Below are 20,875 nucleotides of genomic sequence, written 5' to 3' on the forward strand. Positions count from 1 at the left end.
TCATTCTTTATGTGGATTAAATAACAGCCACGGTAAGGTGTAATCGTACAGCGCTTTCACCGGCACCACGGATAAGTGGAAATGTTTATCGTGCGGGCTGGGCCCATGGTAATCCCGCCATACCCAAGGCTGGACAGAAGCGCTAATGATCCGTTTGTTCCAGATAATATATTTAATTCGTTTGTCTTTGCTGGCGACCAACGCATCGACAATCGCCTGAGCATCACATTTATGTAGAGGATCGTGGGTAATATCGATAGCCGTTACCACACCAATATTTCCATCTATCACCTGCGGATTATGATCCGAGTTGGTGTGGGCATGATGTTCATCACCAATGGTGCCATCGCTGTCCTTGTTGCGATGCGGAGCATATTGATTAATCTGATCTCTGAGTATCAGCAGACTCTTTGCGACACGCCATACCATGTTATTTACCCTCCGGATTGAAACAGGGGTTTGAGCTGACCGGCTCTGCGCCAGGAACCACGTCATGATAAACCGGAGAAGGGGGGGCAGGATCGGCTACTGGATCCGCTTTCACGCTGCTGACTTGTTGCTTTTTCAGGTTTTTCACTTGCAACAGATAATTAAGAATGACGTTCCAGAACGCCGATCCGCCGCTTGCCATCAGGCCAATACATAATGTCATCAGGTCCGGATGTTTAATGGCCGAGAAACTGCCGGCGACGAAAGGTTGGGTCAAAAACGCCGTCAGAATACCGGCAACCACCGCTAATATCTGCAGGGCTGATTTGCGTCGTCCTTCGATGACCGGATCCTGATTTTCCAGATTAAGCCAGGGAAAATACCCTTTGATTATCTCTACCAGTCTTTCCGAGGCGATACTGATGGCGATCAGCATCGTAATGATGTTTTCAAGTTGCGAAGAAATGGCATCGCTCATATTATCCTCACTATTGCTGTGTTGAATAAAAATAATTTACGACGTTTTTATCATGTGCTTAATTCATAGGGGCAAATTTATGTCGACTCATTTTACGGTCATTTTTGTCGTTCAGGCCGGTAATCGGCAAGTTGTAATAAAATGACAGCGCGTAATAAATAATCCGCCAGAGCGTGTTCGGAATAACTATTTAATTCGACACGAAAACTGAACCGCGGAATTAACCCGTGATAATAAATTTATCGTCGCTTTTTTGATGAGTATAACGGAGGAAACAGAGACGCCACTCATTCATATGAATGAGTGGCGTAAAAAAACTCGCCGCGCGGGCAGGAGGAAGAGAAGCGGGCCAGCGACCGGTTAGCGCGCCCCGGAATGGGGCGATCAGGTCGTGGGGGTTTCGCGGGTGGCCAGTGCCAGCGGGTTGCTGTCCAGCTCCAGCTGGTCGCGCAGCGCCCAGCCGCGCAGCTTGCCGGGGTTAAGCAATCCCGCCGGGTCGAGAGACTGTTTCACCGCCACGACGTCGGGGCGAATCACGCCCTGTTTGCCGTCCTCAACCTGCAGCACGTGGGGGTTGTTAATTTTGACGTCGTTGTCGCGAAATATCTGCATGATGGCGTTGAGCCGCGCGGGCGTGGTATAGCGCACCAGCTGCAGACCGCTGGCGGTGAGATTGCCCTCGATATCGCGCAGGAATTCAATATGGGAAATCACCTCTCCGGCGAAGTGCTGCTCCATCTGTAAAATTTGCTGCGGATAGCGCAGCGGATCAAACGCCGTCTGGAGATAAGTCAGCGTATTGTCCACCTTGAGCGCATGCAGGGTGGTATGGTTCCAGCAGTATTCCATTAACGAGGCGTTTTGCGTCCGGGCCTCGTCGCTGGCCTGACGGATGGCGTTGCTCCCGCGATGGCGCTGTAACAGGCTGGCGCAGAGTCCTTCGCTCTCCTCGGCGATCAGGCTGATAACCGCATGCTGCCCGGTGCGGTAACGATCGTTGAGGTGGTTAAAATAATCGGCAATCGGCGTGGCCAGCAGCGCGACCTGACGTTTTACCAGCCCCGGCGAGCGGACGCAGGCGTTGGCATAGTTCAGCGCATCAGCGAAATCGTCAAACACGTCCAGGCGCTCTATCCACTGGTGCACGGGCGCCAGCGCCAGCTCAACCTCCAGAATGATGCCGTTGGTGCCGTAGGCGTGATGCAGCAGCAGCGCTTCGGGAGCCGGGACGGTCAGCACGCGGGGGACCGGCTCGACGGTCATCACTTTGACGCTGAGCACATTGCCGGGCGCCGCCAGCGGCCCATAGTTGATGGAGCCGATGCCGCCGAACCCGCCGCCGTAGAGGCCGCCCAGGCTCGCCAGTCGGTAGGTCGACGGCATGCAGCGCAGCTCCCATCCCGTTGGGCGGGCGGCGGTTTCGATGTCTGCCAGACGAATGCCGGCCTGGGCGCGCACCGTGCCGTTGCCGAGGGCGACGATCTGGTTGAGTCCGGTCATATCGACCAGCAGCCCGCCTTGGAGGGGGACCAGTTGGCCATAGTTGCCGGTGGCGCTGCCGCGCAGCGTCAGCGGCAGCTGGTGCTGCGCGCAGGCGGCGACCAGCTGGCGCAGCTCCTCTTCGTCGCGTGGGCGAACCACCGCGTCCGCCTGTTTCCCCGCCAGTTGCTCAGTGAGTACCGGACTGAACCAGTGAAAATCGCGGGAAAGCCGTTTGATCTTCGCCGGCTGTAAGGTCCACTCCAGCGTTGGGAGTGCCTGCTGGATCGCCGCGACCGCGTGTTGACGCTGCTCATCAGTCATCATTTTTCTTCCTGTTCGTCAGCAAAATATTAATGAGATTGCACGGCTTCGCTTTCATGCCAGGCGCTGAGCGCCCGGCGCGAAACCCAGGACATCACGCCAAACAGCGCGATCCCGGCGAGAGAGATCAGCAGCAGCGCGGCAAACATCAGCGGGATATCCAGCTGGTAGCCAGCCTGCAGGATCTGATAGGCCAGACCGGTATTGGTCCCGCCGGTCCCGGCGACAAACTCCGCCACCACCGCGCCAATCAGCGACAGCCCACTGGAAATACGCAGCGCGCCGAAGAAATAGGGCAGCGCCGAGGGGATACGCAGCCGCACCAGCGTTTGCCAGCGGCTGGCGTGATTGAGGCGAAAATAGCTCAGCAGGCCGGGGGAGACGCTGCGCAGTCCCTGAGTGGTATTGGAGATGATGGGAAACACCGCCATCAGGGTGGCGCACACCACCAGCGAGAGCGTGGCATCCTTCACCCAGATGATGATCAGCGGAGCGATGGCGACAATCGGCGTCACCTGCAAAAACACGATATACGGAAACAGGGCGGTTTCCACAAAGCGGTTCTGCACCAGGATAAACGCCACCGCGGCGCCAATGACAATCGACAGCAGAAACGAGATCAGGGTGATCTTGAGGGTGAACAGCAGCGCCAGCAGCAGCGGCGTGAGATGCGTCCACAGGCTTTCCAGCATCACCAGCGGCGACGGCACCAGAAAGGCCGGGATGCGAAAATAGCTCACCGCGCCCTGCCACAGGAGCACCACCGCCACCGCGACGAGGGTCGGATAGAGAATTTTGAGAAAACGCGGATGCTGGACCCACGGCGTTGAGGTTGTGTTTTTCATATTATGACTCCATACCGGACTGGCTGGCCTGCAACAGACTGTCCTGCAGCTGACGGGCATACAGGGAAAAGGCCGGACTGACGCGGAACGCCTCGCTGCGCGGGAACGGCTCCCGGATGGCGATATCTTCGACCACCCGTCCGGGACGGGCCGCCATCATGATCACCCGCTGTGAGAGAAACACCGCTTCGTGGATCGAGTGGGTGACGAACACCACCGTCAGGTTCTGCTCCTGCCAGAGACGCAACAGGTCGCTGTCGAGTTTGTTACGCGTAATTTCATCGAGCGCGCCGAAGGGCTCATCCATCAGCAGCAGCTTTGGCCGGGTGACCAGGCCGCGGGCGATGGAGACGCGCATTTGCATGCCGCCGGAGAGTTCGCGCGGCAGGACGTCGGCGAATTTGCCCAGCCCCACCAGCTCAAGGACTTCACTCACCCGGGTATTACCTTCCGCCCGCGGCACGCCGGCCAGATCCAGCGGCAACCTGACGTTATTGCGCACGCTGCTCCACGGCATCAGGGTGGCTTCCTGGAAGACGAACGACAGCGGATGCTGGGCTTTCTCCCGGCTGTCGCGCCGCCACAGCATCAGCTTGCCGTCGCTGGGCTCCACCAGGCCGGCGACCATCTTCAGCAGCGTACTCTTCCCGCAGCCGGACGGGCCGAGCAGGGTAATAAACTCCCCCTGATTGATGGTCAGGTTGACGGGCAGCAGCGCCCGGGTACCGTTGCTGTAGATCTTCTCCGCCGACAGCACCTCGATGGCCGGGGTGGCAGAGGCGGGCATAAAGCGGGTGTCGCTCATCACGGTCAGTTTCGGGGCGGTATTCATGGCATCACTCCGGCGTCTTTGACCATCTCCAGGGTGTAAGTCTGCTCAAACGGCACCTTGCTGGCGTCGATCAGCTTGTTTTTCACCAGCATGTCCCAGGTTTTCTTCAGCCGCGGCTCGGTGATGATGCCGATGCCGCCGGTCTTTGCATCGCCGCCAGTCACCAGCTGGTACTGCTTCATCTGGGCAATACCAAAGGCGATCTGCTCGGCGCCCATTTGCGGATTTGCTTTACCGATCAGGCGGTTGCCGGGGGCGGGATCCTGCAGGTAGCTTTTCCAGCCCTCCATGGAGGCTTTGACGAAGGCCGCCACCGCCGCCGGACGTTTGCGGATGGTATCCGCCATACAGATAATCGAGTTGCCGTAGGGCGGGTAGCCCCAGTCGCTGAGCGGATAGACATAGAACGGCTGCCCGCCTTTGGCGACGGAGAACGGCTCGGAGGTCACGTAGCCCTGCTGCACCAGGTTTTTATCGGCGAGGAACGGCTGAACGTTAAAGGTATAGGGGCGCACTTTGCTGCCAGCCAGACCCAGCTCGCTCTTCGCCCACGGCCAGAAAGAGGTATAGGCCTCGGTAGCGAGCAGGAAGGTTTTGTCTTTAAGCTCCGCCGGGTTCTCCACTTTGTTATGAGTGATAAACACCGTCGGCGAGTGCTGGAACACGGTAGCGACGGTCACCGCATGCACCCCGGCCTGCCAGGTCTCCAGCGCCTGACCGTTGTCGCCAAGGGTACAATCGGCCTGACCGGCAGCCATCAACTGCATGACGTTGATCTGCGGACCGCCCATTTTAATCTCGACATCGAGACCGGCGTGCTGATACAGCCCGGTGGCCTGGGCCTGGTAAAACCCGCCGTGCTCGGCCTGGGCATACCAGTTGGTGAGAAACGTAAACTTCTCCGCCGCGAAGCAGGAGGCTGAGGTCGCGAGGGCGGCCACGGTCAGCAGGGTAAAAACGAGCGTCGGTCTGGTATTCATCATGGCTCCTTGGATTCAGCAGCGAAAGAGGGGGGGTGGGACTGCACAAAGCCGTGCCAGTGCTGTTTGCCCCAGGTCGGTTCGTGACGTTCGACCCAGGCCATGCGGTGGATCTCGATGATCGCTTGCGCCCAGCTGGCGGCGAGGGAGTCGAGAAGCCCTTCGCCTTGCTCCCGCGTCGCCGGGGTCGGGTCGCCAATCACCCCGCTGGGGCCAAAGTCATAGGACGCCCACGCCGCCGCCGGGCGGCCTTTCGACAGGGTCGGGCAGGGGAATTCCGGCGGGAAGTTGGCGACCGCCCGCTCCATATGAACGCACTCCGGGGCCAGCGCCAGCATCAGCGCCGTTTCGCTATGTCCGGCGTGCATCGCCATCCGCTGTTCATGCGGGCTGAGAAACTGTTTTTCGCAGTTGGGTACGTTGAACACATCGTGCGGGATGGCGATGAAATCCCCGTGGCGCAGGCGCATTTCCCGGCAGGCGATTTGCAGGATCTGCGGCTGGCCGCCGTGGCCGTTGATCATCAGCAGCTTGCGAAAACCGGCCCGATAGAGGGATTCGGCGATCTCCAGCACGGTATGCAGCAGCGTATCGCCGCTGAGGGTCAGGGTGCCGGGAAAATGCAGATGCTCCTCGGACTTACCGTAGACGATCGGCGGGATGGCGTAGGCCGGGATCGCCGCCGGCAGCCGGGCGAGGGCATGGCCCGCCACGCCGGAAGATATCACGCTGTCCACCGAGCAGGGCAGATGCGGGCCGTGCTGTTCGATCGCCCCGGTGGGGAGGACGATAACCGTATTGCTTTTATCCGGCAGGGCGGCCACGTCCGTCCAGCTCAGGAAAGGGAGAAAGCGCGCTGCAGGAATGTAACCGTTAATCATCGCGGTGCCTCGGAGTGAATTGGCTGGGGTAACCAGACGGTCGCTTCAACTTCAATCAGTACCGTGGCGTCGGGCAGCATTTCGCTGACCTGGACCACGGTGGAAACGGGCGGCTGGTCGGGATAAAACAGCTTCCTGACCCGGCTGTAATAGGGAAAATGGTCAAGGTTGCGAAAGTACTGCACCAGCTTGATAACGTCGCTCATCTGCCCTCCTGCGGACGCCACGGTGTGGCGGATGCTTTCCAGGACGTACCAGCTCTGGGCGAGGATCGGGCCCTGTTTCGCATCGGTCGAAAATTCACCGGTCGCCCCCAGCAGCTCCCGCACCGGCTCAGGCACATCCTGAAAGCCGTTGACGATGGTGCCGGTCAGGGGATTGACCGGAATAATGCCGGAGAGAAAGATAAAATCGCCGGCTCTGCGCCAGGCGGCATACCGCGCCAGCGGCGCCCCCGCGCCTGCTTCAAGACTCATGTGCCATCTCCTCTTGCCACACGCGCCGGTGGGTTAACCTGCCGTGGTTAACCACCAGACGGGCGGCGCTGTTTAAAGGCCAGGTAAAACGGTCGCTACCCGGGAAAATCACCACGCTGGCCGCCGCGCCGATGGCAAAGGGCGCCGCGTCTGCCGGCGAACCGGTTAGCGCCGCGCGATCGCAGATCAGCCGCGACTGCCGGTCAAACAGGTCGCTGAGCTGGGCGCTGAACAGGCCGCAGGCCAGGGTGTCCAGCGGGTCATAGCTCCCCGTCGGGCAGAAGGCATCCTGTACGTTGTCGCAGCCGAGCAGGGTGGCCACGCCGGCGGCCTGCGCCTCGTGCAGCAGCGTGATCCCCCGCTGGCGCGGCGTGCGACCGAACGTCGCATCCTGCAGCAGCAGGTTGGTCATCGGCAGAGCGATAAGGGTGACGCCGTGCGCCGCCAGCTGGCGCAGGATCGGCGCCGCCTGTTCGTCGCTGCCAGCGGCCAGCGCGCAGCCGTGGCTGCAGCAGATATGCCCGGGAAAAGGGTGGCGGGAGAGATGGTCCGCCAGCCAGGTCAGCCCCTGAGACACTTCGCTGAGCTCCTCATCAATATGCAAATCCAGATCCAGATCCCAGCGGGCCGCGCTATCCAGCAGGTTTGCCATGGCGGCGGCGTCCCAGTTGGAGGAGTGGATGAAGCCGCCCAGCAGGCAGCCCTCCCCGCTGGTGGCGACCGTTCGGGCAATGGCCCCGGCGTCCGCCGGATCGCGAAACAGGGTCAGCGGGACCAGCGCCACCCGCTCCAGGGTGATGCCGACGGTATCGAGGCGGGCGATCTCCTGCCAGGCGTCCGGTGCGTCGGCGGTAAACCAGTCGATATGGCTACGCAAATAGGTCACACCATTTGCTGCCGCCCGGGCCAGCGCGGCGGACGCCCGACGTTGAATATCCGCCCTGGTCCAGTGCTGGCGATCCTCGTGCATGGCGTGGATCGCCGCCAGCAGCCCGGCCTGCGCCGGACGGCAGCGTTCAATGGTAAAGGTTTTGTCCAGATGGGCATGGGGTTCCAGCAGGCCGGGGAGCGTCAACGCCCCCGCCAGGTCCCACAGGCCGGGAGTCGGCTGGTCGGTCGGGGTCAATGCGGCAATCCGGCCGTCGCGAAAGGCCAGGTCCGCCAGCAGCGGTTCACCGTTGGCCTGCGTCGGCCAGCCGTCGGGCAGCGCCCAGGCCGGGAGTCGGGCGCGGCTGATACCGGCGAGCGGTGCGGAAGAGGAGGGGAAGGTCATCGTCAGTCTCCTCACAGATCCAAAACCAGAACCGGCGATTTCGCCCGCGAACAGCAGAGCGTGATCTGGTCGTTGCCAGCTTTCTCTTCCGCCGTCAGCACGCTGTCCCGGTGTTCGGGGATCCCGTCGAGGACCCCGGTAATACACGACCCGCACATTCCCTGTTCGCAGGAGAGCATCACCTCCACGCCGGCGTGCTGTAATACCTGAGCAATGGTTTGATCCGCGGCGACCTGCAGGCGCTGCCCGCTGGAGGCCAGTTCAATATAAAACGCATTTTTCGCCGCAGTATTATTTTCCGCCGCGGGAGTAAAACGCTCGAAGACGAATTGCGACGGCGACCAGCGATATTCCTCCATGACCGACTGCAGTCGCTGAATAAAACCCTCCGGGCCGCAGGCGACCACTGCGGTATCAGGATCGGGTGTGGTTAAGCAGGCGGGGATCCGCTGGCGAAACGACGCGCCTTCCTCGCTACAGTGGATCGCCACCGTGCCGCCCGCAGCCAGCTGGGTCAGGCGCGGGGAGAAGGCCGTCTGGCGCGAGCTGGCGACATAATAATGCAGCTCCAGCGCCCCCTTTCTGGCGGCAATCGCTTCAGCCATCGCCAGCAAAGGCGTGATGCCGATACCGCCGGCAAACAGCAGGTAGCGCCCGGCCTCCGGCAGGGGAAAATGGTTGCGCGGAGGCGAAATGGCGAGCCGATCGCCGGATTTCACCTGCTGGTGCAAATAGCGTGAGCCGCCGGTGGACGCGTCCGTCAGTCTGACGCAAATTTCATAAGTATTACTGCGGTCAGGCGTGCCGCACAGGGAATACTGCCGGGGGCCAACGCCGGGAATAATAATATCGATATGCGCCCCGGCAGAGTAGGCCGGTAATATTTCCCCAGCCGCCGCCTGCAATATTAATGATAGATTTCCCTCTCCATTGGGGCGTATTTCCCCGACCGAGACCGAAATAAGATCGTGGCTGTGCATTACCGTTTACTCTCCCTCATTCCGCTGTCTGCAGGGCGGCCAGGGTCGGCGAAGAGATAACTCCTCTTCGCGGTAAACTGTCCGGCGTGCAAGAAAATGGGTGAAACGATCGTTTCTCCGCTATGAATGCTACGGTATTGTGATAAAACTGTTGCGTCCAGAGCTTTGATTCGCACAACCCGTTGCAAAAAAGAGAGCACCCAAACCATGTTTGCCTTCTCCCGATTTCTGCTCTATTTCACCGAAGTGGCCCGTCAGGGATCGTTTCGTAAAGCGTCAGAGGCGCTGCATGTGTCGGCGTCTTCCATCGACCGTCAGATTTTGCGCGTGGAACAGGAGCTGGCGATGCCGCTCTTCGAGCGCCATCCCACCGGGCTGCGTCTGACCGCCGCCGGGGAGCTGCTCCTGCACGCGGCCAATAACTGGAAAAAGGACTTTACCCGGGTCTGCGAACAGCTGGATGACCTGCGCGGGTTGCGGCGGGGGCATGTGCGTATCGCTACCATCGATGCCATTAACCGGCATTTTTTTTCGACGATGCTCAAAGAGGTGCATAAACATTATCCCAACATTTCTTTTACATTGACCACCATCAACAATATCCACATTCAGCAGGCGCTGATCTCTGGCGAGGCGGATTTCGGCATCATGCTCAATCCCCAGACCTCCCGCGAACTGCAGGTGCGGGCGTTTGCCGAGATGAATATGGGTATCGTGGTGCCGACCGGCCATCCGCTGGCCAGCCGCAGCGCGGTGCGCTTTAGTCAGTGCATCGACTACCCGTTTATCCTGCCGTCCGCCCCGTTGATGATCAGCGAGCCGGTGGAGGCGCTGGTGAACATCAGCGGCAACGAGGTGAAGGAGGTGGCGGTGTCGAATAACATTCACATGATCCGCACCCTGATCAAAGAGCAGATGGGCATCGGCATCCTGTGCCGGCTGGATATTCTCGATGAGATCGAGTCAGGCCAGCTGGCGTTTGTACCGCTAACCGATCCGCAGCTTAAGCCTTTCACGCTGGCGCTGTGCGTCTCGCCCGCCCGCCAGCTTTCCCTCGCCGCCTCGATGATGTTGAACCAGCTGGAGATGCTCTTCAGTCAGCTGTGAGAGACCGGGCAGGCACTAAAATCATTCATTAGCGCACCATAATGGTGCGTTTTTTGTGTGCATGAATCAAAGGTTGCATACCCGTGGGCGGCGGCGCAGGCGATTTCTCGCGGCCGCTCGTGGGCGATCAAATCTGGCATTGTTTTTGTATAGCTGAGTGTGAGTAGAAGCGGTCAGTACGGGTTATCCATACGGGACATTGCTCAGTCACCATGTCGCGGTTCAATGTTGACCGGGATGGGAGGCTGAGCCGTGGTTTGCTCGCCCCTCTCCCGGCATGAAGAGGAGAGGGATAATGAAAAGTCGTGCACGCCTTCCCCGGGGCTTTCGCTGGCTGGGCCTGATGGCTCTCGGCGGTGTCTCGCTGGCCGTTCAGGCCGAGGAGAAAATCGTTCTGCTGACCTCCTGGTACGCTCAGGCGGAGCAGGGGGGTTATTATCAGGCTCAGGCCACTGGGCTGTACAAAAAATATGGTCTCGACGTCGAGATCCGCTCCGGTGGCCCCCAGGTCAACGGCATGCAGTTGCTGTTGTCGAAGCGGGCCGATGTGATAATCGGTTACGACCTGCAGCTGCTGGAAGGCATTCAGCGCGGCTTCCAGGCGCAAGCCATTGCCGCGCCCTTTCAGTACGATCCCCAGGGGCTGCTGACCCATGCCGATGTCACCTCCCTGCAGGGGCTGAAAGACAAAACGCTTCTGGTCTCCAGCTCCGGTCAGGCGACGTGGTGGCCGTGGCTGAAGGCGCAATATCAGCTGAGCGACGCTCAGGTTCGCCCCTATACCTTCAATATTCAACCCTTTGTCGTCGATGACGCCGTCGCCCAGCAGGCCTATGTCAGCTCCGAGGTGTTCCAGGTGCAGAAGGCCGGGGTGAAGGCGAACTTCTTCCTGTTTTCTGAGCATGGTTATCCTCCCTACGGCGGCATTCTCATCGCCCGCCCGGATACCATCGCCGAGCGGAAAGCGGCGATGGCGAAGTTTGTGCGCGCCTCAATGGAGGGTTGGGTGAGTTACCTCAACAATCCGGCGCCGGGAAATGCGTTGATTAAGCAGGACAACCCGAAAATGACCGACGATCTGCTCGCCTGGGGCGTGACCCAGATCCGTGAGCATCACCTGATCGACGGTGGGGATGCCGCCAGCCAGGGCTGGGGGACGATGACCGACGCGCGCTGGCAGAAGACCCGCGACTTTATGGTCAGAGCCGGTCTGCTGGCGGCGGCCACCGACTGGAAACAGGCCTACACCACCGAATTTGTTCAGGCCATGCAGGTTAAACCCTGAGGAGCGACGCCATGTCATTAATGATTAAAAATGCCCATGCCATCCTCAGCGGTCTGCCCGGAGAGGCGGCGCGGCTGGCCGGGCCGGATATTCGCATCCGCGACGGCAAGATTGCCGCCATCGGCAGCCTGACGCCGCTGCCTGAAGAGCGACAGATCGATGCCCGCGACTGCGTGATCTATCCGGCATGGGTGAACACGCACCACCATCTTTTTCAGTCGCTGCTGAAGGGCGAGCCGCAGGGGCTGAACCAGAGCCTGACGGCCTGGCTGAGCGCCACGCCGTACCGCTTTCGCGCGGCTTTCGATGAACATACCTTTCGTCTGGCGGTGCGCATCGGCCTGGTGGAGCTTCTGCGCTCGGGCTGCGCCAGCGTGGCGGATCACAACTACCTGTACTGGCCGGATATGCCTTTCGATACCTCGGAGATTGTCTTCAGCGAAGGGGAAGCGCTGGGGATGCGCATCGTTCTGTGCCGGGGTGGGGCGACCCAGGGTCGGGCGGTGGAACAGGATCTGCCTGTGGCGCTGCGTCCGGAAACCTTCGACGGCTATATGGCGGATGTCGAACGGCTGGTCAGTCGCTATCACGACCCCCGGCCCGATTCTCTGCGCCGGGTGGTGATGGCGCCCACTACCATATTGCACTCCGCGCCGGGCGCCCAGCTGCGGGAGATGGCGAAGCTGGCCCGCCAGCTGGGGATCCGGCTGCACAGCCATTTATCGGAAACCGTCGATTATCTCGACGCCGCGCGGCAGAAATTCGCCATGACGCCGATACAGTTCTGCGCGGAGCACGACTGGCTGGGAAATGACGTGTGGTTTGCCCATCTGGTGAAGCTGCTGCCGGAGGAGATTGCCCTGCTGGGCCGCACCGGAACCGGCATCGCCCACTGCCCGCAAAGCAACGGCCGGCTGGGCAGCGGCATCGCCGATCTGCTGGCGCTGGAGCAGGCCGGGGTCCCGGTCTCGCTGGGGGTGGACGGCGCTGCCTCGAATGAAGCGGCGGATATGCAAAGCGAAGCCCATGCCGCATGGCTGTTGCAACGCGCGCGCAAGGGGATGCTGGCGCAGCCGCGCTACGCCGGAGGCACCTTCGAGGGTGGGGCCGATGCGGCCACGGTGGAGGATGTGGTGCGCTGGGGCAGCGCCGGCGGGGCGCAGATCCTTGGCTTAGCGCAGAGCGGCACTCTGCAGGTCGGCATGCAGGCGGACCTCGCCATTTACCGGCTGGACGATCCGCGCTACTTCGGCCTGCACGATATGGCTATTGGGCCGGTGGCCTGCGGTGGGCGCGCCGCGCTGAAGGCGCTGCTGCTCAATGGCCGCCCCATCGTGGAAGACGACGCCATTCCCGGTCTCGACCTTGACGCGATGCGCCACGACGCGCTGGCGGCCGTCCGTACCCTCCAACAGCGCGCCGCTGTTTAACTGATAACAGGATAATGACGATGAACGCAACCACTCAGAATCAACGCTACGCCTTACAGGAACTGGAAAAAGAGGCGCTGATGGGCGCCCAGGGCGAAGAGACCTTCGCCCGCGAAGTGCGCTGTATCGACCTGTCGAACTTTGCCGAAAGAAAAAATGACATTGCCGAACAACTGTGGGAGGCGGCGGTGGAGATTGGCTTCTTCCAGGTCAGCCACCACGGTATTCCGCTGGCGGATATCCGCCAGGCGTTCAGCATGACCGAGGCGTTTTTCGACCTGCCCGACGAGGTGAAGCGCCAGTATCCGCTGGCCGGCAACGCCGGCTGGGAAAGCAAGGCGCAGGTCCGGCCATCGACCCGCACGCCGGATCAAAAAGAGTCGTATCAGATCACCCGGCCGCTGATGGCCGGGCGCTGGCCCAGCGATCGGGAGTTGCCAGCATTTCAGCAGACGATGCTCGGGTTTGAATCGCAGTGCTGGCAGCTGGGGATGAAGATCCTCTCCTGCTTTGCTTTGAAGCTTGGTTTTCCGGAATCGTTTTTCACCACCGCGCACGATCCGCAGCGTGACACCTACCAGAGCACCTTGCGTATGCTGCATTACTATGCGACCGAGCAGTCGCAGCAGGGGATGTGGCGGGCCGGCGCGCACACCGATTTTGACTGCCTGACGCTGCTGTTCCAGCGCCCCGGCCAGGGCGGACTGCAGGTTTGTCCCGGTAAAGACCGCGAAAGCCAGCAGTGGACCAGTATTGAGCCGCGCGAGGAGGTGATCACCTGCAATATCGGCGATATGCTGATGCGCTGGAGCGACGACCAGCTGCCGTCTAACTTCCACCGGGTGAGAAACCCGCTGCCGCATGAATATCAGGGACCGCGCTACAGCCTGGCGTTTTTCTGCCAGGCCAATAAAGATGTCGAGATCCTCGGGCCGCAGAGAAAGTACCCGCCCATCAGCGCCGAGGATTATCTGCAGCAGCGGATCCAGGCCAATTTTGCCAAAGGGTAAACGTACCGGCGCGGGTCACTGCTGTTCAGGAGCGGCATGACCACGCGCCACGACCACCTTTTCCCGGCCGAGTACAGTAGCGAGATGGTCGGGCAGGGGCTGGTCAGTAATTAAACGACTGATGCCCGACCAGCCCGCGTAGTGGTAGGGATAGGTGAGGTCGAACTTCGAGTGGTCGGCGACGACAATGCTCTTCGCGGCGCGCTGGATCATCGCCCGGTAAACCGTTCCACTGTCGATTAACGCCTCGCTTGGCCCATCGGCGGCGATACCGCTGGCCCCCAGTAACGTATAGTCCGCCGTGAACTGGCTGAGGAACTGAAGCGTCTGCGCACCGGTCATTGCCCCTTCGGTAGCGCAGTACTCCCCGGGAGCGACGATCACCCGGATGGTTGGATTCATCGACAGCACCGTTGCGACGCCGAAGGCGTGGGTGATGACCGTGATATCCCGCAGCTCGCTGGCCATCCGGCGGGCAACATGTACCGTGGTGGCGCCGGAGCCGATCATAAATATTTTGCCCTCGCGCATACAATGGACGGCGTCCCGGGCGATGCGCTCGCGCTCTTCGGTAAACAGCTGGTGGCGCTCCGTGACCGTCGGTTCACTGTTCATGGCCCGCACCGCACCGCCGTAAGTTCGGTTCAGTACGCCCCGGCGGGTCAGTTCGTCGAGATCGCGACGGATGGTTTCGGTAGAGACACCGTGGGTGCGCGCCATATCCCCAATCCGCAGGGTCGGGGTCTCAGCCAGTTCGCGCAGGATCTGTTGCTGACGGTCTTCTTTTCTCTTCGACATGAACGCTGGTTACTCTCCCTGAAGTCGCTGATGCCGTTAATATACCTGCACGCCGAGGGCAAACAAACTGGATGTTTGCCCTGTCGGTTAGACTATCCGTTCAGGCGGCCCATGACTTTCGCCAGCCGTTCGAGGAAGAAATCTGCATCATCGCGACTGAAGCACAGCGGCGGACGGATCTTCAGGCTGTTGCCAAAGCGACCGGCCGCGCCAATCAGCACGCCCTCAAGCTTCAGGTGATAGATAACGCGACTCGTCAGCTGCGGATCCGGCTCTCCGCTGTCTGGCCGGGCAAACTCGATGGCGTTGAACAGTCCGGCGCCGCGAATGTCGGCGATGGCCGGGAAATCCTGGGCCAGCTGGCGCAGTCCGGCACGCAGATAGTCCCCGTTGCGCTGGGCGTTGTTCATCAGGGCCTCCTGTTCAATCACCTCCAGTACCGCGAGGCCCACGGCGGCAGCCACCGGGTTACCGCCAAAGGTGTTGAAGTACTCGGTCTTTTCGCTGAACGCCTGCAGAATAGCCGGACGCGTGATCACCGCGGCCATGGGAAAACCGTTCCCCATTGGCTTGCCGAGCGTGACGATATCCGGTTGCACACTGTGACGCTGGAAGCCCCAGAAATGAGAGCCTGTCCGACCAAAGCCCGGCTGGACTTCATCGGCGATAAACAGTCCGCCCCGGGCCTGTACGCGGGCTACCGCCTGGGCCAGAAATCCCGGCGGATCGGCGAAAACGCCGTCGCTGGAAAAAATGGTATCCACCAGTAGCGCCGCGCAGCCGTAGCCCCGCTCATCCAGCTCGTCCATGGCGCGCTCAACGTCGGCGGCGAAGAGGTCAGACAGCGTCTGGCCCGCTGACAGCCTGCGCAGGTCAGGGGCGGGAATGGTATGCACCCACGGGGGCAGGAGGGCCTCTTTGTGCCCGGAGGGAGAGACCTCCATCACCGCCGTTGTATTGCCGTGATAGGCACTCTCGGTGACGATGATCCCCTGCCGACCACTGATAAAGCGGGCCATCCGCAGGGCGATGTCGTTGCTCTCGCTGCCGGTGCAGGTAAATATCACATTCGACAGCCCGGCGGGGAACGTCGCCAGCAGGCTGTCCGCGTACTGCTCCAGTACCGGGAACAGATAGCGGGTGTTGGTGTTCAGTAACCCGGCCTGGCGCACCATCGCCTGGGTGATATGCGGATGACAATGCCCCACGCCCGGCACGTTGTTATACATATCCAGATAACGGTTGCCGGCGGAGTCCTCCATCCAGGCTCCGGAGGCCGACGCCATGACGATCGGTTGTGGATAAAACAGCACCGAACCGGTCCCCTGGGTGGCGTGGCGACGGGCAATTTGTCGGCTCAGGTTTTCGTCGGCCACGCCGGTCAACGCGTCAAAACGGTTCAGTTGAAGAATGGGGGTTTTATTGTTCATCAGCAGGTTCCTTGCAGTTAACGGTAGCGCTAAGCGGTGACGCCTGGAGGAGAAACGCCTGGGCCAGGCGTACGGTGATGGCGCCCCATTGCGGGCTGTAGCGACGGGCGGTGGCTGTCTCACTATGGCTGGCCAGCCAGGCCGTCAGCTGTAAGCGGCGCAGCATCACCAGCACCGGAAGCATCACTTCGTCCTGCTGACTGAAGGGACGGACGCTACGGTAGCCCGCAAGCCACGCAGCGCGGTAGTCCGCAAGGGCCGGGTCGTCTTCAATAAAACTGACGGCGGTGGCAAAATCCCAGCCAAACCAGCAGATGCCGCAGTCGTCAAAATCAATCACCGTCAGCGAATTATCATTCACCAGCAGGTTGGCCAGCCGCATGTCGCAGTGCACCAGCCCATAGCGGTCGGCGCCCTGTCCGTACGCTTCCAGTCTGGCGACCACTGTGGCCTCCACCGCCTCCAGCAGCGTAATATCGTCGGCGCTCAGTTGCGTCATCTTCCGCCAGTCGCCCCACCAGGCATGACGTCCGATAATCGTCTCGGTGTTCCACACCTTGCGATGAAAACCCTCGGGTTTTACCCAGCCTTCGCTGTGCCTGTGCAGTTCTCCCGCAACCCGTCCCAGGGCATGGTACCAGCCGGTGAGATGGCTACCAGTATCAGGTTCGCTGCCCGCAACAAAGGTGAATCCCACGACGTGGGTGACCGTTTCGCCGTCGATGAGGCTGGCGATACAGGTCCCATCATCCAGTACAAGCGGTACGGCGATGTTGATATCTCCCCGGGCATGCAGGGCGTTTAGCCACATCAGCTCAGAATGGATCTCCACCGCTGAGCTGTAGTTTGGGCGATGCACTCGCAGCACGATCTTTCTCTGCGTCATCTTATCGCTGACCAGAAACGTGGCATTTTCTGAAACCGTCAGCAGGCCAATCTCTGCGCCTTCGTTGAGGCCCCAGCGGGGCAGGAGCGGCCGCAGCTTCAGGGTAAGTGTTGTTAAATATTCGTCGTTAAACATGCTGTCCTCAATTTGAAATGACACGCTTAACACATTTTTATGTTGTGGTTGCGGGATTTGCAAGATGTGTGAGGTTTTTTTTGTTTCCTGTTGCGCTTCAATTATGCTTTTTGTTTATTAATTATTTTATTAACAGTAGGTTAGTGTGATTTAGTTGGCTAGATTCAGCCGTTTGCACCATAACGGAACGTATAATGTGTGTTTTTCTCATTCAGGCGTAATCAAAGCGTGAAGTTTATTATTAATTCCTTGATATATATAGATAAATTAATCTGTCTATTGCACCAGTCTTGTGCCCAATCATAGCGCATTATTTTTATGCTGAAATCTCACATTAAAATGTTGAACATTCAACATTTACGTGATTATTCTTTTCCTGCCAGCGACGGAGATCGCTGCACGGCCAGGCCAAACGGATGGGATCGCAGAACTTTCACAGACGGGGAAAAATGATGTCAGATTTTATGAACAAACATGTGCTGGTGACCGGCGGGAGTAGTGGGATCGGTCTTGGCATTGCACTCGGCTTTGCCCGCGCCGGGGCGAAGGTGACCATTACCGCCCGCACACCATCGCGTATCGATAGCGCGATCGGCCAGGCGGCGGAGCAGGGATTAACGCTACGCGGTCTGACCTGCAACGTCAGTCATGCCGAAGAGGTAAAAGCCTGTGTGGCAGAAGCCGCACAGCAGTGGGGTGGTCTGGATATTGTCTGCTGCAACGCGGGGATTTTTCCTTCGGCGCCGCTGGCAGACATGAGCGAACAGCAGTGGGATGAGGTGCAGGCGATCAACAGTAAAGGGACTTTTTTAACTGTCCAGGCGGCGCTGCCATGGCTGAAACGTGCAGAGTATGGTCGCATCATCCTCACCTCTTCGATTACCGGGCCGGTAACGGGCTATCCGGGCTGGGCTCACTATGCCGCCAGCAAAGCGGCCCAGCTGGGTTTTATGCGTAGCGCGGCGTTGGAACTGGCCGGCGACAACATTACCGTCAATGCCGTCCTGCCGGGGAATATCGTCACGGAAGGGCTGAGGGATATGGGCGAGGACTATATCGCCGGGATGGCCAGCGCCGTGCCGCTCAAACGCCTCGGAACGGTGGAAGATATTGCTGCGGCAGCGCTGTTCTTCGCCTCCCGTCAGGCTGGCTACATCACCGGCCAGTCGCTAATTGTTGACGGTGGGCAGATCCTGCCTGAATCCGCCGCGTGCCTGAACTGAACGGAGCGTTCATCATGAGCAATGAAATTCTTGCCAATCCCGCGCCAGCGGCGGAAAAACATGTTGTGCAGCGGCTGCGGCCAAATGCGGTAGGCCTTGGCGGGGTGCTGTTTATGACTATCGCCACGGCAGCGCCGATCACTGCGATGCTGGGCAATGTGCCGATCGCGGTGGGTAGTGGTAATGGTCAGTTTGCGCCCGCGGGGTTTATGGTCGCCACCCTTATCCTTGCCCTGTTTGCCATCGGCTATGCGCAGATGGCCAGGTTTATTACCGCTACCGGCGCATTTTATGGCTTTATTTCACACGGCCTGGGGCGGATCGTTGGCATGGCGTCAGGAGTGACGGTGACCATGACCTACATTGTCTTTGAGGCTGCGCTGGTCGGGATCTTCGCCTTTTTCTGTGAGGATTTAATCAATACGGTCTTCAGCGTACATATCCCCTGGCTCATCTTCGCCTTCGTCATGCTAATGACCACCGGAGTGCTGAGCTATTTCGATATTTCGCTCACTTCCCGGGTGCTCGGCCTGTGCCTGGTACTGGAAATATTGATCCTCACCGCCGTCGCGGTGGCGGTGCTGATCCATGGCGGAGGGCCAGAGGGTTTTGTCCCCGAGTCGATCAACCCGCTGAACGCCTTTACCCCGGCGAAAGGGGTGGTCGGCGCCAGTGCCGGAATTGGATTATTCTTCGCCTTCTGGTCATGGGTGGGCTTTGAGTCATCGGCAATGTACGGTGAAGAGTCGAAGAACCCGAAAAAGATCATTCCCCTGGCTACCCTGCTGGGCGTGATTGGTATCGGCGTGTTCTACGTGTTCATTTCGTGGATGGCGATTGCCGGAACGGGACCGGAGCAGGCTATTGCCCTTGCGCAGGATCCTAACCGCGCAGGAGAGATTTTCTACGGTCCGGCTCGCCAGTATCTGGGGGAGTGGGCGGTCGGGGTGTTTAAGCTGCTGGTGATCACTGGCTCTTTTGCCTGCGGGATGGCGTTTCATAACTGCGCGGCGCGCTATCTCTACGCGCTCGGGCGGGAAAATCTGTTTCCGTTTGCCGGGCGCACGTTGGGTCGTTCACACTCGCGCCACGGCTCCCCCCATGTTGCCTCTACGGTGCAGACCGTTATCGCCACGCTGATTGTGTTGCTATTCTTTATCACCGGTAAAGATCCTTACGCGGATATTTACACCCTGCTGGCGCTGTTGGGTACGATGGGCATTATGATTGTCCAGGCGCTTTGCGCCTTTGCGGTGATCGTTTACTTCCACGGTAATAAAGAAAATATTGGCAAAGGACACTGGTTTAAAACAGGCGTTGCGCCGTTGCTTGGGGGGATGGGGATGATCTATATCGTCTACCTATTATTCAAAAATATGGCGTTTGCCGCGGGCGCTGCCGCCAGCTCCTCCTTTTATCATGCCATTCCGTGGATCGTGTTGGCCTGCTTCTGCTTTGGCGCCGCCATCGCGGTCTGGTTTTACCTCTTTGATGCGCAAAAGTACCGGGTTATAGGACGCATTGTACTGACGGATGATTGATGATGCGCACCTGCCGCCGGCTTTCGCTGGCCGGGCGGCAGGATATCCGGCGCAGTGCTTTTCAGAGGGAAGGGGGCGCCGATGCTGGTGACAAAGGTACCTCTGCCGCAGCCATAAAATCGATAAAACAGCGTATTCTTGGTGACAGGTAGCGGCTGGCGGGCCACAGGACCGAGAAATGCCCATCCTTGACGCAACAGCCGGGCAACACCTCCTGCAGTTGTCCCTCATCCATGGCCTCGCGCACGACAAAATCAGGCACATAAGCGATGCCCATCCCCGCCGCGCTTAAGCGAATGGCGGCCTCAATGTTATTGACCGTCATCACGGCCGTGGCCCTGAAATCTCCCGTCAGCCGCATATCGCGCAGTTCCCAGGGCTGGATCAGCCCCGTCGAGGGGAAGCGGAAAAAAATGCACTTGTGCGCCGCTAATTCCGCTGGCGAGCCGGGGACGCCGTATTCCGCCAGATAGGCCGGACTGGCGCAGAGCACAAAACGAAAGCCACCCAGCTTTCTGGCGATCAACCGGGAGTCCGCTAATTCACCGCTGCGGATAGCGACATCGAATCCTTCATCGATCAGATTGACCAGCCGGTCACTAAAGTCGAGATCCAGTTCAACCTGCGGATAAAGACGGGTAAAGGCGGTGAAGGCGGGGAGCAGCAGGCGGTAGCCAATGACGGGCAGTGAAATCCTCAGTTTGCCGGTGGGCTGTGAGAGACTGCTGGTCAGCTCTGACTCGGCCTCCTGGATCTGCTCCAGGATACTCTGGCAGCGGGTCAGAAACGCGGCCCCCTCCGCCGTCAGGCTGACGTTTCTGGTGCTGCGGTTGAACAGCCGGACCCCCAGTTTATGCTCAAGCCGGGCGACATTCTTACCCACCGCCGAGGCAGATATGCCCAGCAGCCTGGCGGCCTGAACAAAGCTTAGCGTTTCGGCGGTGCGGACAAAGGACGTCAGCGAGGTGAGGCTGTCCATCGATTATAAACCTTATGTCTCTTAAGAAGATATTTTCAGTCTATTTATCGGCATTAACATCCGCAATAGGATGG

At 59.8% G+C, this 20,875-nt stretch carries 20 protein-coding genes; 6 read left to right on the plus strand and 14 right to left on the minus strand.

The genetic code is table 11. The features are described 5' to 3' along the window. The 10 genes from HMPREF3142_RS13340 to HMPREF3142_RS13385 form a co-directional block, all read right to left on the minus strand. Positions 1-429: a hypothetical protein gene (locus HMPREF3142_RS13340; protein ID WP_012967991.1), complete on the minus strand. Its 429-nt coding sequence runs from the start codon at positions 427-429 to the stop codon at positions 1-3. A gap of 1 nt (position 430) precedes the next feature. Continuing rightward, on the minus strand, positions 431-907 hold the full coding sequence (locus tag HMPREF3142_RS13345; RefSeq protein WP_008804564.1) for a hypothetical protein: 477 nt from the start codon (positions 905-907) through the stop codon (positions 431-433). Between the two features lie 384 nt (positions 908-1,291). Beyond that, positions 1,292-2,713: an FAD-binding oxidoreductase gene (locus tag HMPREF3142_RS13350; RefSeq protein WP_070612133.1), complete on the minus strand. Its 1,422-nt coding sequence runs from the start codon at positions 2,711-2,713 to the stop codon at positions 1,292-1,294. A gap of 26 nt (positions 2,714-2,739) precedes the next feature. Then, positions 2,740-3,555, minus strand: coding sequence for an ABC transporter permease (locus HMPREF3142_RS13355; protein ID WP_004175779.1), 816 nt, complete (start codon positions 3,553-3,555; stop codon positions 2,740-2,742). A 1-nt stretch (position 3,556) separates the two neighbouring features. Next, positions 3,557-4,387 (minus strand): ABC transporter ATP-binding protein, encoded by an 831-nt coding sequence (locus HMPREF3142_RS13360; RefSeq protein WP_008804567.1) that lies wholly within the window; start codon positions 4,385-4,387, stop codon positions 3,557-3,559. Beyond that, positions 4,384-5,367 carry an ABC transporter substrate-binding protein gene (locus HMPREF3142_RS13365; protein WP_023322766.1) on the minus strand — a complete coding sequence of 328 codons (984 nt, stop codon included), beginning with the start codon at positions 5,365-5,367 and terminating at the stop codon, positions 4,384-4,386. Before HMPREF3142_RS13365 ends, HMPREF3142_RS13360 begins: the two co-directional genes overlap by 4 nt. Continuing rightward, positions 5,367-6,248, minus strand: a complete 882-nt coding sequence (locus HMPREF3142_RS13370; RefSeq protein ID WP_023322765.1) for a creatininase family protein — start codon at positions 6,246-6,248, stop codon at positions 5,367-5,369. The genes HMPREF3142_RS13365 and HMPREF3142_RS13370 overlap by 1 nt, the downstream gene beginning before the upstream one ends. Further along, positions 6,245-6,724, minus strand: a complete 480-nt coding sequence (locus HMPREF3142_RS13375; protein ID WP_008804570.1) for a RidA family protein — start codon at positions 6,722-6,724, stop codon at positions 6,245-6,247. The genes HMPREF3142_RS13370 and HMPREF3142_RS13375 overlap by 4 nt, the downstream gene beginning before the upstream one ends. Next, positions 6,714-7,997, minus strand: a complete 1,284-nt coding sequence (locus HMPREF3142_RS13380; protein ID WP_070612134.1) for an amidohydrolase family protein — start codon at positions 7,995-7,997, stop codon at positions 6,714-6,716. Before HMPREF3142_RS13380 ends, HMPREF3142_RS13375 begins: the two co-directional genes overlap by 11 nt. Before the next feature lie 11 nt (positions 7,998-8,008). Further along, positions 8,009-8,977: a PDR/VanB family oxidoreductase gene (locus HMPREF3142_RS13385; protein WP_070612135.1), complete on the minus strand. Its 969-nt coding sequence runs from the start codon at positions 8,975-8,977 to the stop codon at positions 8,009-8,011. 207 nt (positions 8,978-9,184) lie between these two features. Between HMPREF3142_RS13385 and HMPREF3142_RS13395 the strand changes: the two genes are divergently transcribed. From HMPREF3142_RS13395 to HMPREF3142_RS13410, 4 genes are all read left to right on the plus strand, one after another. After that, positions 9,185-10,084 carry a LysR family transcriptional regulator gene (locus tag HMPREF3142_RS13395; protein ID WP_004202952.1) on the plus strand — a complete coding sequence of 300 codons (900 nt, stop codon included), beginning with the start codon at positions 9,185-9,187 and terminating at the stop codon, positions 10,082-10,084. A gap of 295 nt (positions 10,085-10,379) precedes the next feature. Continuing rightward, positions 10,380-11,369: an ABC transporter substrate-binding protein gene (locus HMPREF3142_RS13400; protein ID WP_070612136.1), complete on the plus strand. Its 990-nt coding sequence runs from the start codon at positions 10,380-10,382 to the stop codon at positions 11,367-11,369. Positions 11,370-11,380: 11 nt separating this feature from the next. Then, positions 11,381-12,799, plus strand: a complete 1,419-nt coding sequence (locus HMPREF3142_RS13405; RefSeq protein WP_070612137.1) for an amidohydrolase family protein — start codon at positions 11,381-11,383, stop codon at positions 12,797-12,799. Positions 12,800-12,819: 20 nt separating this feature from the next. After that, on the plus strand, positions 12,820-13,809 hold the full coding sequence (locus HMPREF3142_RS13410; RefSeq protein WP_077263615.1) for an isopenicillin N synthase family dioxygenase: 990 nt from the start codon (positions 12,820-12,822) through the stop codon (positions 13,807-13,809). A 15-nt stretch (positions 13,810-13,824) separates the two neighbouring features. On the opposite strand, the gene HMPREF3142_RS13415 is transcribed toward HMPREF3142_RS13410, so the two are convergent. The 3 genes from HMPREF3142_RS13415 to HMPREF3142_RS13425 form a co-directional block, all read right to left on the minus strand. Further along, a complete protein-coding gene (locus HMPREF3142_RS13415; RefSeq protein ID WP_004898673.1) occupies positions 13,825-14,607 on the minus strand; it encodes a DeoR/GlpR family DNA-binding transcription regulator in 783 nt (260 codons plus the stop codon). Positions 14,608-14,699: 92 nt separating this feature from the next. Beyond that, complete coding sequence (locus HMPREF3142_RS13420; RefSeq protein ID WP_008804577.1) at positions 14,700-16,037, minus strand: aspartate aminotransferase family protein; 1,338 nt, start codon at positions 16,035-16,037, stop codon at positions 14,700-14,702. Further along, positions 16,027-17,082 (minus strand): phosphotransferase enzyme family protein, encoded by a 1,056-nt coding sequence (locus tag HMPREF3142_RS13425; protein WP_224275401.1) that lies wholly within the window; start codon positions 17,080-17,082, stop codon positions 16,027-16,029. Before HMPREF3142_RS13425 ends, HMPREF3142_RS13420 begins: the two co-directional genes overlap by 11 nt. Before the next feature lie 428 nt (positions 17,083-17,510). Between HMPREF3142_RS13425 and HMPREF3142_RS13430 the strand changes: the two genes are divergently transcribed. After that, a complete protein-coding gene (locus HMPREF3142_RS13430) occupies positions 17,511-18,281 on the plus strand; it encodes an SDR family oxidoreductase (protein WP_004898667.1) in 771 nt (256 codons plus the stop codon). A 14-nt stretch (positions 18,282-18,295) separates the two neighbouring features. Continuing rightward, complete coding sequence (locus HMPREF3142_RS13435) at positions 18,296-19,822, plus strand: APC family permease (RefSeq protein ID WP_070612139.1); 1,527 nt, start codon at positions 18,296-18,298, stop codon at positions 19,820-19,822. A gap of 61 nt (positions 19,823-19,883) precedes the next feature. Here the strand turns inward: HMPREF3142_RS13435 and HMPREF3142_RS13440 are convergent, their stop codons facing one another. After that, positions 19,884-20,801, minus strand: a complete 918-nt coding sequence (locus HMPREF3142_RS13440; RefSeq protein ID WP_070612140.1) for a LysR family transcriptional regulator — start codon at positions 20,799-20,801, stop codon at positions 19,884-19,886. Positions 20,802-20,875 lie beyond the last annotated feature (74 nt).

The sequence above is a fragment of the Klebsiella sp. HMSC16C06 genome, assembly GCF_001808325.1.
Lineage (GTDB): Bacteria > Pseudomonadota > Gammaproteobacteria > Enterobacterales > Enterobacteriaceae > Klebsiella > Klebsiella variicola.